The 12,844-nt window shown below is 39.5% G+C and carries 12 protein-coding genes; 6 read left to right on the top strand and 6 right to left on the bottom strand.

Features of this window, described 5'->3' with window-relative positions; all coding sequences use genetic code 11:
* The first annotated feature begins 195 nt into the window (after nucleotides 1-195).
* Nucleotides 196-2,463 (top strand): outer membrane protein assembly factor BamA, encoded by a 2,268-nt coding sequence (gene bamA, locus PHY84_RS04765; protein ID WP_299858214.1) that lies wholly within the window; start codon nucleotides 196-198, stop codon nucleotides 2,461-2,463.
* A 56-nt stretch (nucleotides 2,464-2,519) separates the two neighbouring features.
* On the opposite strand, the gene PHY84_RS04760 is transcribed toward bamA, so the two are convergent.
* From PHY84_RS04760 to plsY, 6 genes are all read right to left on the bottom strand, one after another.
* Nucleotides 2,520-3,989, bottom strand: coding sequence for a Ppx/GppA phosphatase family protein (locus tag PHY84_RS04760; protein WP_299858213.1), 1,470 nt, complete (start codon nucleotides 3,987-3,989; stop codon nucleotides 2,520-2,522).
* Nucleotides 3,990-3,997: 8 nt separating this feature from the next.
* Nucleotides 3,998-4,252: a YfhL family 4Fe-4S dicluster ferredoxin gene (locus PHY84_RS04755; protein WP_299858212.1), complete on the bottom strand. Its 255-nt coding sequence runs from the start codon at nucleotides 4,250-4,252 to the stop codon at nucleotides 3,998-4,000.
* A gap of 93 nt (nucleotides 4,253-4,345) precedes the next feature.
* Nucleotides 4,346-5,644, bottom strand: a complete 1,299-nt coding sequence (locus PHY84_RS04750) for a HAMP domain-containing sensor histidine kinase (protein WP_299858211.1) — start codon at nucleotides 5,642-5,644, stop codon at nucleotides 4,346-4,348.
* A 134-nt stretch (nucleotides 5,645-5,778) separates the two neighbouring features.
* Nucleotides 5,779-6,453, bottom strand: coding sequence for a homeostatic response regulator transcription factor HsrA (gene hsrA / locus PHY84_RS04745; RefSeq protein WP_299858210.1), 675 nt, complete (start codon nucleotides 6,451-6,453; stop codon nucleotides 5,779-5,781).
* A 108-nt stretch (nucleotides 6,454-6,561) separates the two neighbouring features.
* Nucleotides 6,562-6,888, bottom strand: a complete 327-nt coding sequence (locus PHY84_RS04740) for a dihydroneopterin aldolase (RefSeq protein ID WP_299858209.1) — start codon at nucleotides 6,886-6,888, stop codon at nucleotides 6,562-6,564.
* Nucleotides 6,885-7,499, bottom strand: a complete 615-nt coding sequence (gene plsY / locus PHY84_RS04735; RefSeq protein ID WP_299858208.1) for a glycerol-3-phosphate 1-O-acyltransferase PlsY — start codon at nucleotides 7,497-7,499, stop codon at nucleotides 6,885-6,887. The genes PHY84_RS04740 and plsY overlap by 4 nt, the downstream gene beginning before the upstream one ends.
* A 106-nt stretch (nucleotides 7,500-7,605) precedes the next feature.
* Here plsY and nadA point away from each other — a divergent pair, with 106 nt between their 5' ends.
* From nadA to PHY84_RS04710, 5 genes are read left to right on the top strand one after another with little or no spacing between them, the layout of a single operon-like run.
* Nucleotides 7,606-8,604, top strand: a complete 999-nt coding sequence (gene nadA / locus PHY84_RS04730) for a quinolinate synthase NadA (RefSeq protein ID WP_299858207.1) — start codon at nucleotides 7,606-7,608, stop codon at nucleotides 8,602-8,604.
* Nucleotides 8,601-9,416 carry a carboxylating nicotinate-nucleotide diphosphorylase gene (gene nadC / locus PHY84_RS04725; protein ID WP_299858327.1) on the top strand — a complete coding sequence of 272 codons (816 nt, stop codon included), beginning with the start codon at nucleotides 8,601-8,603 and terminating at the stop codon, nucleotides 9,414-9,416. Before nadA ends, nadC begins: the two co-directional genes overlap by 4 nt.
* 10 nt (nucleotides 9,417-9,426) lie before the next feature.
* Complete coding sequence (gene flhB, locus PHY84_RS04720) at nucleotides 9,427-10,479, top strand: flagellar biosynthesis protein FlhB (RefSeq protein WP_299858206.1); 1,053 nt, start codon at nucleotides 9,427-9,429, stop codon at nucleotides 10,477-10,479.
* A 42-nt stretch (nucleotides 10,480-10,521) separates the two neighbouring features.
* Nucleotides 10,522-11,466 (top strand): bifunctional oligoribonuclease/PAP phosphatase NrnA, encoded by a 945-nt coding sequence (locus tag PHY84_RS04715; RefSeq protein ID WP_299858205.1) that lies wholly within the window; start codon nucleotides 10,522-10,524, stop codon nucleotides 11,464-11,466.
* Nucleotides 11,463-12,833, top strand: coding sequence for a M23 family metallopeptidase (locus tag PHY84_RS04710; protein ID WP_299858204.1), 1,371 nt, complete (start codon nucleotides 11,463-11,465; stop codon nucleotides 12,831-12,833). The genes PHY84_RS04715 and PHY84_RS04710 overlap by 4 nt, the downstream gene beginning before the upstream one ends.
* Nucleotides 12,834-12,844 lie beyond the last annotated feature (11 nt).

Below are 12,844 nucleotides of genomic sequence, written 5' to 3'. Positions count from 1 at the left end.
AGGGACAAATGTCCCTTGCAACCCCCTAAAGCTACAAAAAACAAGTTTTTTGAGATTTGTAAGGAATTTTACAAACTTTTTTTGCAAAAGTGCGCAAAGCTAGTTCTTTTTGTTTGGCAAATTATACAAGATTTACTTAATATTAACCTCATAAAAGGTAGAATCATCACTTATTTTACAATTCATGGAAAATCAATGAGAATATTTTTCGCAATGTTGCTAACCCTCTTGGCGCTCAACTCCCACGCGTACACGATAAAGACAATTAAGTTTGACGGAATGGTACAGATATCAGAGTCTGTAGCTTTGAGAATGCTCAGTTTTGAAGCAGGCAGTGAGGTTGATGATGCTATGATTGATGCATCAATCAAGACATACTTTAAACAGGGATATTTTCAAGATATCTGGACAGATATTGACAAAGACGGAGTTTTGACATTTCACTTTAAAGAAAAACCTCTTATCTCAAAGATAGAGCTAAAAGGGTGGAAAGAGAATGATTCTGAAACTATCAATAGCATTGTTCAGATTAAAGTCGGAGCGCTTTATGATGAGAAAAAGCTAGAAGCCGCAAAAAAGAGAATCATTGAAGCAATCAACCAAGAGGCAAAGGTTGACAGTGTTGTAGAGATAGAAAAAGAGCTTTTGGAAAATGGCAGTTATAAAGTTACTTTTATCGTTAATGAGGGTGAAGAGATTATCATAAAAGAGCTTGTCTATAGCGGTATTTCCGGTTTAGATAGTGATGATTTTGATGCTGTTATCGCTAACAAAGAGAGAGAGTTTATGGGTTGGTTTTGGGGACGCAATGATGGCAAGATGAAAGTTGCCGACTTAGCGTACGACCCTCTTCGTATCCGTGACCTTTATATGCAGCACGGTTATTTGGATATTGATGTAAAAGAGCCGTTTGTTAGAGTAAATTTTGACAACTATACGGCAGATATGAGCTATCAACTCAAAGAGGGTGAAGTTTACTCTGTTAGCAAGATTACCATCCAGCAAGAGAAAGAGGTCGTTGAAAATGCGCAAATAGAAGGGCTTTTAAGTTTAAAAGTAGGCGAGGTTTTCAATATAGAGACTTTCCGCAAAGATTCTCAAAAGATAAAAACACTAATAGCGGATTTGAGTTATGCATTTGTACAGATTGTTCCGGATTTGAAAAAAGACAAAGACAAGAAACAGGTTGAAGTTATCTATAAAATTGTTCCGGGCGATAAAGTCAAAATTAGAAATGTCATCATATCAGGCAACAGCAGAACGCTTGATAGAATTATCAGAAGAGAGCTTTACTTAGGTCCGGGGGATATGTACTCTGCAACAGATTTAAGTGATTCAAGAAGCGCTCTTGGACGTCTTGGTTTTTTTGACGGCAACACAATCGAAGAGAAGAGAGTTGACAACCAAACAATGGATTTGGTCGTAAAAGTAAAAGAGGCTCCGACGGGTAATATTCAACTAGGCGGCGGTTATGGAAGTTATGGCGGAATTCTTATAAGTGTTGCGGTTGACGATAGAAACGTTTGGGGTTCCGGTATAGACATGGGCGTGAAAGCAGAGCGCTCTGAGCTTACATCAAACTACTCTTTTAGTGTATCGAATTCTCGTCTTAACGATAGCGACTTTAGCGGAAACTTCTCTGTTTTTACATCTGACTATGAGTATGATGACTACAGCGTTATGTCTGACGGTTTAAATATGGGTATCGGACATAGATTTACACGTTATATAAGCGGTCATTTGGGATATGGTTACTCACAAAATAAGTACGAGATAGATGAAGATGCCGACTTGACTTATGTGGATGAGTACCTTTTTGAAGACTATACAAAAAGCTCAATTACGGTAAGTGCAAAGTATGATGATACCGATGATTTTTACCTTCCAAGAAAAGGAATCATCCTTTCTCAAAGTATTGAAAATGCAGGTGTTGGCGGGGAAGCTAAATTTATCAAGTCAAGAACGACATTAAGCGCTTATAAAGGACTTGAAGATTGGTTTGGATTTGATGTTATAGCAAGGTATAAAGCAAAGCTCAACTATGTTCACGATACGGGTTTCTTGCCGATAGCCGAGAAGTTTTATATGGGCGGTATAGGAAGTGTAAGAGGGTATGAGTCTCATTCGCTTTCTCCGACTACCGTAGAGGACGCAAACGCAACAAATGGCGTAAGACGCTACGGCGGAGAGTACAGTGCAACTAACAGTTTTGAGTTAAGTTTCCCTCTTGTACCGGCAGCAAAAATGCGTTTGGTAACTTATCTTGACTGGGGTTACATCGGCACAACGGAAAAGGACAACGGAGACTACAAAGTCAAAAATCTTTCACGCGGCGGATTTGGCGCAGGACTTGAGTGGTTCTCTCCGGTTGGACCTATTCAGCTCATGTTCTCTAAACCTCTTGCAGAGGAGCAGGGCGATGAGACATCCCTCTTTGAGTTTACAATGGGGCAGAGGTTCTAAGAACGTTCTAGCTCCATTTTTGGAAGCGTGGCTTTAGCCTTGTAAAAAACTTCTTTTTATAGGAAGGAGATTTTTATAGGGTTGTTTTTTAGTACTTCTACTTTTTCCACACTCTCTCTTGCCAAATAAAGACTATTTTTTGATGTAACTTGAAGTGTAGTGTTTTCAAAATGGAGCGTAAAATCGGCATTTCTAGGTCGATGACTTAAAAGTGCAACACTAAGGGAGAGAAGATAGCTAAGAGCGTTTAGTTGGCTTATATCAGGAAGAAGAGCTTCAAATCTCTCTACATGTGAAGATGATGGAAGCTTTCTTTTTGAAAATCTTGCAAGAGTTGCGATGAGTACAATTTGCTCATGAGTAAATCCAAATTCCAAAGCATCCTCAATAAGTTCATAACTATGTTTGTTGTATGAGTAGAAGTGGATGGTACTCCCGCTCATGCATAATTTTGCTGCCAGACCCAGTTCATAACGGTACTTTTTCTCTATCTTAAGCGTGTCGCCAGTGAGGTCAAAAAGCTCTTTTGCAACCTTTGCAAGCAAGTTTGTATGGGAAAGATCATCTATGTGTGCATCAAGAAGATAGCGTACAGATGGATTGAAATTGGCAGGAAACTTATCTTTGGAACTTCTGAGCAAATCTGCTAAAAAAGCCCCTTCACGTACTCCGACACCGCTTGTAATCAGCTCTTTTATTTTAAATCTCTTAAGTACCCGAAGAAGTATAAGCGCACCGGGTTTGATGACATCAAATCTGCTGCTTTTAATTCCAAGCTTTTTAAGACCATCTTCATCGGCATCTAAGATTTTTTCTAAAAAGAGTTCAAATTCTTTGTAGTTTGGTTTGTATGCATGAAGCTTGTCTAAGGGGTGATTGCTGTTTATTTGAATCGCATAGGAGATGGCTCTAAACGTTCCCCCTATGCCAATAAGCCTTGCTGCATCAAGCCCATCTAGCTTTTCTAGCTCTGCATCAATGAGTTTTTTTGCACCTTCAATGTCGTTAAAATCAAAAAACAGCTCTTTTAGGCGTACCGTACCAAGGTTAAGTGATATATTTGCACGGATATCTTTGTTATAGATTAGAGAAAACTCCGTAGAACCGCCGCCGATATCGATGCTTAAGGCACTTTGTTGTTGCGGCAGAAGGTTTGCACATGCGATAGCACCAAGATAAGCTTCTCTCTCTCCGTCTATAACTTTGATGGCAAGACCCAGACCGCTCTTTACTCTTTGGAGAAACTCTCCTTTATTTGGAGCATCACGCAGGGCAGAAGTGGCGACACAAAGAGTTTTTCTTGCTTTAAAAGATGCGATGATTGAGAGAAAATCTTTCAGAGCGTTATAGGCTCTTTGCATTGGAACTTCTTGAAGATTTCCGCCGTTTTGGTATGCGTTTTGTGATATCCTCACCCTGCTTTTGGCTTCATGGAGAATATGAAATGCAAATCGGGATGTTTTCTCATAGACAACCATCCTAACCGAGTTAGAACCTATATCTATGACTGCTACACGTTTTGCCATAGAGAGGGTTAAAGCTCTTCTTCTAATAATTGTTTGTACTTAAACTGAAGCTCTGCAATAGACTCTACATTGTCTTTGTCTGGAATGATACAATCAACAGGGCATACAGAGATACAGGCAGGCTCATCATAGACACCAACACACTCAGTACAACGATCCGGATCAATAAAGTAAATCGGGTCTCCCTCTTCAATAGCTATAGTCGGACACTCTTCACGGCATGCATCACATGCAATACACTCATCACTAATTATCAAAGCCATTAAAATACCTCATATTCAAATTTAAAGTGCCCGATTTATAGCGAAATAAAGCTTTATTGTTTTTTAAACAAGATATATTCTAAAATATGACGCTTATCTGCTTGGTAAAATACACGAAAGCTTTGAGTTGAGATTGAGCGATGCAACAGTTCCGTTTACTCCGTCTGCTCTGTTTTTGATACTTATCTTAGCGCCTAGTGCGTCAGCAGCACTCTTTGCCAAAAAGAGTCCCAGACCAACTCCCGGTTTGTTCCCTTCTCTCTTAAAAGGTGCAAACAAATCTGAGCTTTCATCGATACCACATCCTTCATCGATAACTTCAATAAGAAGACCATAGCTGTTGAGTGAGCTTTGCAGATGTACACTTTTCTCTTTCGGGGTAAATTTAAGGGCATTCTGGAGGAAATTTTGTACTATCTGGTTGAGAAGTCCAACTTGCAGTATTGCCATAAACCCATCCGGTTCAAATTGCATAGTAAGTGTTTTGCCCTCACTCTCGGCAAGCAAAAGAAAATCATTTGCTTTTTGCTTGAGGATTTGTATGACATCCACCTCTCGAGGCTGCTCAAGCTGCGCTGCTTCTTGCCGTCCTATATTTAGTATATTTGAGACTATAACATTCATCTCATCAACGGTTTTATTTGTTATTTTTAGAGCCTCTATATACTCATCGGCGGAGCGTTTTTTGATAAGGGTTACCTGATTTTTAAGTTTAATAACTGCAAGTGGAGTTTTGAGTTCATGCGCCGTTCCGATAAATAGCTCTTTTTGGTACTTTACAAAGTTTTGGATTCTGGCGATGAGGTGGTTTATGGTAGCACCGAGTTGTTCAAACTCATCAGGAAGCTCTTCCACAACGATAGGACGCATAAGATGCTCATTCATGTTTGAGAGTTTGTTGCTAAGTGTCTTTACGGGTGTAACAAGCATTTTAGAGAGACCGATAGCATAGAGAACAACAAGTAAAAACCCGGCTATATTGATGATAAAAAGATAGTTAAGGATTTTATCAAGAAGTTTGCGTGTCACCGTTATATCTTTTGTTATTTTAAGATAGCTCAGTTCATCAAAGTTAAAAGGGTAAATGAGTGTAAGGTAGGCTTTTTTGTCTTTTGTCGTTTCATAAAAATCAAGATCAATATGCTCTTTGTTGAGATACATAATCTCAATACTCAGTCCCAGATACTCCTCGGGTGTCGGTACTCCTGAACCGTAAACAGATTGGTTGGAGGCAGTATTTTGCGCATAGACCAAGAGTTCTTGGTATTTTTCATCAATAATGGATTTTTCAATATATAAATATAACAAAGAAGAGAATACAAAAATAAGTGATGCAGAGGCAATGATAAGCTGAATTAAAAAACGCTGCCTAATACTTCTTCGTGAAAACATTTCCTACCTACAAAAAATAAATATAAATAATTGTATCAGATTAGAGAAAAAATAAGAAGAGAAAATCAATGCTACTTTGCGGGCTCACGCACCCTTGCTTTTGGGTGTTGCCCGAAAAGTTGTAGCACAAGCAGTTAGTTTACTTCTTTTGGAAAACAGAAGCGATAGCCGCGGCGGCGTACAGTCTCGATAGTTGTAATGTTTAAAGGCTTATCCATTTTTTGTCTGATTTGGTTGATTGCAACCTCTATTACGTTTGGAGTAACAAGTTCCGGTTCTTCCCAGATAGCATCAAGCAATTGCTCTTTTGATACAATTTGGTCACGGTGACGAGCAAGGTGTGTCAGAACCTCAAAAGGTTTTCCTTTGAGTTCAATCTCTACTTCTTTATAAGTGATTTTTTCCTCTTCTGGATTGATAATCAAATCATCAATTTCGATAATATTGCTTCCGCCAAAGCGAAGACGTGCATCCAAACGTGCTACTAGAACATCAAAATCAAAAGGTTTTCTGATATAGTCATCAGCACCGCTTCTAAGAGCTTCTATTTCGCTCTCGTTGTCATCTCTTGCCGAGAGAACAACAACTACTGTTTTTGGAGTTTTTGATTTGATATCGCCGATAATGTCAACGCTGTTTCCATCCGGAAGCATCCAGTCCATAAGTACTAAATCATAGTTGCGAATATCAAGGTAATACTCGCCGTCTTTAAGAGTTTCAACCACATCACTCTGATAACCAAACTCTTTAAGCCCCTCTGCGAGCATTTTGTTTAGTGTCACTTCATCTTCTATAATAAGAATGCGCATTCATTATGTCCTATACATTAAATATTTTGGCGGAATCATATCATAATTTTAGGTTAATTTAAAGAAAATTTCAATTTTTTTTAATAAAACTTTAACTTCTAATTAAGATTAGAGGGAGATATATTCACTTACACTTACGCTGCAATCATTTAAAATAGAGGTTTTTGTGATTTTTAGAGAGATATTTTTTATACCTTTATACTCTTTTGCGAGCAGGGCAATAATCTCTTGCAACGCCTCTTCAAGTAGATAGAATTGAGAGTCAATCATCATTTTTTTTAATTTTTGCACAACAAGAGCATAGTCGATAAACGCATCTTTTTGATAATCATACTCTATTGTGAGATTGATAATGACATCTTGGGGCATCTTTCGCTCAAAATCTAAAATCCCGACAATACACTGAAATTTTAGATCTTCTATGTGGATGGTCATACTACTCTTTTTTCTTCGCCTTTTACAAGGCGGATAATGTTTGGAATATGCTTATAAAAGAGAATAAAACCGATGATAAGAACAGGAGCGTGAGCCATTTGGGGATGGATGATGAAACTTGCAACTATGAGGGCAGTAAGAGCCGTAAGAGAGGAGAGCGAAGATATGCGAATCACTTTTGCGCCAACCGCCCAGACGATAAGGGCTATAAGTGTTTCAAGCGGCAACATAAACATCATAACACCCATACCGGTTGCAACGCCTTTGCCACCTTCAAAACCCAAATAAGGAGAGTAGCAGTGCCCGATGACTGCTAAAACAGATATACCCCAAAGTGTTGCTTCACTGAGCCCCATAAAATAGGCAACTGCCAAAACTAACACTCCTTTGATGGCATCAAGAGCGAGAGTTGCAGCACCTAGTTTTTTTGCTAAAGAGGGGTTAGTTTCTTTGACAACTCGTAAAACATTGGTAGCGCCGATGCTTTTTGAGCCGCTTGATTGCACATCGACGCCTGCAAACTTTTTTGCCAAAAGAAGCCCAAAAGGAATCCCGCCTATAAGATACGCCGCAATAAAAAACTGAGCATTTGTGTTAAATAAAAAGTCCATAAAGTAACCTTGTCGTTTTATTTTGGCATTGTACATAAGATACCATTATAGAGATATAAAATCTATTTGGTATAATAGCACCGACTATAAAAGAGAAGGAATATTTTTGCAGTTGAGTAATGAAGAGCTAAAAGAAAAAATAAACGAATACAAAAAAAAGCTAAGCGTCACGGTAGTTGCGCATTTTTACCAAAGAGATGAAGTTTTTGAGATAGGCGATATTACCGGAGATTCTCTGGAATTGGCGCAAAAAACAAGAGCGGATGATTCTGAGTTTGTTGTTTTTTGCGGCGTCGGTTTTATGGGACAGAGTGTCAAAGTCCTCTCTCCAAATAAAAGAGTGGTTATGCCAAAAGCGGCATGCTGTGCGATGGCTACGATGATTGACGGGATGCAGTTTGATGCTTCGGTCAAAGCACTTAATGAAGCAGGAGTGTCAAACGAAAACATCTTGCCTATTACCTACATTAACTCCAATGCCGATGTTAAAGCAAAAGTCGGACAGATGGGCGGAATGGTCTGCACAAGTTCCAATGCCAAAAAAATCATTACAACCGCACTTCAAGAGGGAAAAAAGATACTTTTTGTACCGGATAGATGTTTGGGACAAAATATAGCAAAGCAGATGGGACTTGTCTCGTGTGTGTTAGGTGATGGAACAAATCCCGCCGATGCGGACATCATCTGTTATAACGGTTTTTGCTCCGTGCATCAGCTTTTTTCGGTGGATGATATCGCTTTTTACCGTAAAAAATATCCGGGGATTTTGATTGTCGTGCATCCTGAGTGCGACCCTGCTATCTGCGATGCGGCGGATTTTGTAGGCTCTACTTCACAAATCATCAAGTATATCAAAGAGCTTCCTGAGGAACAAAAAGTAGCGGTCGGAACGGAGTTTAACCTTGTAAATCGCTTGCGTGCAAAAAACACCTATGTCCTCTCCTCGACAAAGCCTGAGTGTCCGACGATGAATGAGACGACGCTAAAAGATGTTTATAATGTTTTGCGCTCCATAGACGAGGGCGAGCCTCTTAATGAGATTTTTATAGATGAAGAGACTCAAACATGGGCAAAAATCGCCTTAGAAAGAATGATGGCACTATGATAGAAGAGTTTGTAAAAGCCTCTTTGGAGCAGGATGTCGGGCGGGGGGATTTGTACGCCCTTGTGGAGCCGAGCGTGGAGGCATCCGCAAAAATTGTTGCAAAAAGTGAAGGCGTTTTGGCGGGAGTGCCATACTGTGATACTTTGGCAAAATTAGAGGGTTTTGGGATTGTTTGGAACTTTAAAGATGCGCAGATTTTCAAAAAAGGGGATATTATAGCGACTTTAAGCGGAACTTCTCATGTACTATTAAGAGTTGAGAGAACGCTTCTAAATATGCTTTTGCACGCAAGTTCCATCGCAACGCTTACAAGAAAGTATGCGACTATCATCGAACCTTATGGAACAAAACTTTTGGATACCAGAAAAACAAGACCGCTTTTAAGAGTCTTTGAGAAGTATGCTTCAAGATGCGGCGGTGCGGTGAACCACCGTATGGGGCTTGATGATGCTTTGATGATAAAAGATACACATCTAAAAACTATAAAAGATTTAAAAAGCTACATAGAAAAAGCAAGAAAAGTCATACCTTTTACCGCAAAAATAGAGGTAGAGGTAGAAGATTTTGAGATGGCAAAAGTAGCTTTTTCGGCGGGTGCAGACATAGTTATGTGTGACAATATGACACCATCGCAAGTTGAAGAGATAGTACGCTACAGGAACGCTTCTTATGCGCATATCCTCCTCGAAGCAAGCGGCAATATCTCGTTTGAGACGATAGAGAGTTATGCAAAAACAGGTGTCGATGCCATAAGCAGCGGCTCTATGATTCATCAGGCAAATTGGATTGATTTGTCGATGAAGATGGACTGAACCCTAAATAATGGCAGATGATTTAGAAAAAACAGAAGAACCTACCTCCAAAAAGATAGAGGATGCCAGGGAGGAGGGGAATGTTCCTAAGTCACAGGATACTTCCGGTGTTGTGACGCTTTTTGTGGCAGTTTTATCTTTTTTGATGCTTTTTCCTTACATGGGGTCTCATATACTCCAGCTTTTTAAGTACTACTTCTCACTTATCGGGATGAGCGTTGATAGGGCTTTTATGATAGATATCGCCATTGTTACTATAAGAGAATTCTTTTTGATTGTTATGCCTCTCTCCATTGCAGTGGCGATTGCCGGAGTTGTTGCGGCAGTTGCACAATTTGGGTTTTTGTTTACCACCAAAGCCATTACTCCCGATATCGGCAAGATAGACCCCATTAAAGGGCTTAAAAACCTCTTCTCCTTGAAAAAGCTTATCGAAGGCGTAAAGATAACTTTCAAATCTTTTACGACGCTTGGCGTCGGGTTCGTTTTCTTCTTTTTCTTCATTATGGAGCTTCCGACAGTTGCACTTTTTGGTTTTGCAGATCAGATGCTTTGGTTGCGGGATAAAACAATTGTTATCGCTTTTGTGATGCTGCTTATTATTTTTGTTTTTGCCATTATCGACCTTGTTATTGTGCGTAAGCAATATTTTGACGGGCTAAAGATGAGTAAACAAGAGATAAAAGATGAGTTTAAAAATATGGAAGGTGACCCGCTTATCAAGTCCAAAATTCGCCAGATTCAGATGCAGGCTTCAAGAAAAAGAATGATGGCAGCAGTCCCAACAGCCGATGTCGTCATAACCAACCCTACACACTACGCCGTTGCTATCAAGTACGATGAACAAAAATCCCATGCACCAATCGTTGTGGCAAAAGGTATGGATAACATCGCCATGCAAATCAAAAAAATCGCCAGAGAAAACGGAGTACATGTGGTACAAAACCCCCCGCTCGCAAGAGAGCTTTATGCCAAGGTAGATTTGGACAAAGCCATACCAAGCGACCTTTTCGCAGCCGTTGCAGAGGTTCTTGCCTATGTTTACAAAATGAATAAGAAGTAGTATATAATCTCAAAAAAAATTAGCATACAAAGCAGTCTTGATTTGAATGAAATAGTAGAAAAAATAGAGAGTGCAGGGCACGTTGTGCTTATCTCTCATGTGCATCCGGATGGTGACTCTCTTGGAAGTGCGAGTGCTATGTATAGCTATCTGCTTCAAAAGCACAAAAAAGTTTCATGGTTTTGTGCGACCAAAGTGATACATCAAAGATTTTCTTGCATTCCATGGATAGAAGATATAAAAACTTCCTACCCTTTGGGTGCAGATTTAGCTATTTCGCTTGATTGTGCGAGTAAAGAGCGTTTAGGTGTGGAGGTTAGGTGTACACTCATAAACATTGATCATCATCCGACTAATACATCTTTTGGTTTGTTCAATCTTGTACAAAGTACTGCTTTGAGCACAACGGAGATTTTGTACCGTTTTTTCAAAGAAAACGGTGTAAAAATCAATAAAAAAATGGCGACGGCACTCTATGTCGGGTTGCTTGAAGACAGTGATGGTTTTTTAAGCCAAAGTGTGGATGGCACGACTTTTGCTACTGTGCAAGAACTAATATCGCTAGGTGCAGAGTTTAAACTTTGCAACAAAAAAATCATGAGAAGTGCCTCTTTGGCTGCCTTGCGTTTAAAAGCTGCCATGCTTAAAAATATGGAACTGGAGCACAGCGCAACCGTTGCTTTTTTTGGTGTAAGTTATGAAGATATGAAGCAAAGCGGGGCAGTGCCTGAGGATGCTGAGGGAGCACTTGAAGAATCTCTTTTTCTGCCTCATGTGCGTGTTGCTCTTTTGCTTAGACAAAGGAGTGATTTGAGTATCAAATGCTCTTTGCGTTCCGACGGAAACCTTGACTGCGCACCCATAGCGCTCAATTTTGGCGGTGGCGGGCATGTTACACGAGCCGGTTTTGTGCTCAAAGAGAACATCTCTTTGCAAGAAGCAAAAGAGAAGATTCTTAATTTAATAAAAAAGGAAATAGTATTTTGAGAAGAAAAGAAAATGGTGCTTTATATGGGATGTTGTTTATCATTGCAATGCTGCTGGGCGGTGCTTTGTATGTTTATAGTTCTGCAACGTTTGAGAGAGAAGTTCCTGAAATTTCATTGCCAAATGATGGCTATTGGAACTTAAAAGACCCGCTGGAGCTATCTATCAGAGATAGAAGCGGGCTTAAAGCATATAAAGTAACTCTTAAAACTTCTGCAGAAGAGAGTGGTCTGTACCATGAGCAGTTTTTAGAAGCAAAAGACGAGGTAAATCTAAAAATAGAATCACCAAAAAGTGTTTTTACGATGAAAGATAAAGAGCTTACGATTATTGTAGAGGCGCAGGATGCAAGCAGATGGAACCTTTTTCAGGGAAATGCTATCAAAAAGGCATATACTCTTAAAATTGACAAAAAAAAGCCAATAGTTAATATCATCTCAAATTCGTATAAAATCAGCAAAGGCGGTTCGGCACTTGTTATTTTTAAAGTAGAGGATGAAAATCTTAAAGATTTTTATATACAAACAAATTTTGATAAAAAATTTAAAGCGCAGCCATTCTATAAAGAAGGATATTATGTTGCTCTTATTGCGTGGCCTATGACTGAATCAAATTTTAAAGCAATCGTTGTTGCACAAGATTTTGCCCAAAATACGACGCAAGCGTATGTGCCGCTTTACTTAAATGAGAAAGTTTATAAAGTTTCCAATATCAAACTAACGGATAGTTTTTTAAAAGGAAAAATTGCCGAACTTGCTGAAGAGTTTGAAGAGACACAGGGTGTTTTTGACCCAATCGAGCAGTTTAAAATTATCAATGAAAAAGTAAGAATGAAAAATGAGGCTTTGATTCATGAGATAACATCAAAAGTGCCCCAAACTATGGTGGATGACTTCCGTATGAACAAGATGTATCCACTTAAAAACGGAGCGGTTGTCGCTTATTTTGGAGACCACCGACTCTACTCTTATAATGGCAAAGATATCAGCGAATCTTACCATTTGGGGCTTGATTTGGCAAGCAATGCGCAAGCGGAGATAAGACCGCAAAACGGCGGCGAGATAGTTTATGCAGACTATAATGGACTTTATGGCAATATGCCAATTGTCAGCCACGGTCTTGGGCTATATACACTTTACGGACACTGTTCTTCTATAAATGTGCATGTGGGCGATAACATTCAACCGGGTACGCATCTGGCAAATACCGGGAAAAGCGGTTATGCAATGGGTGACCACTTGCACTTTGGCGTGCTTGTACAGGGAGTTGAGGTGCATCCTGCAGAGTGGATGGATGGAGATTGGATGAGACTAAACATCACAGATGTTATCAAAAGCGCCAAAGAGATTATCGATAAAAAAGTCTGATAGCAGGAGCA

Origin of the sequence: Sulfurimonas sp. (assembly GCF_028694605.1) — a bacterium.
Classification (GTDB): domain Bacteria; phylum Campylobacterota; class Campylobacteria; order Campylobacterales; family Sulfurimonadaceae; genus Sulfurimonas.
The sequence above is the reverse complement of the archived record's forward strand: the minus strand, read 5'-3'. Positions and strand labels throughout refer to the sequence as shown.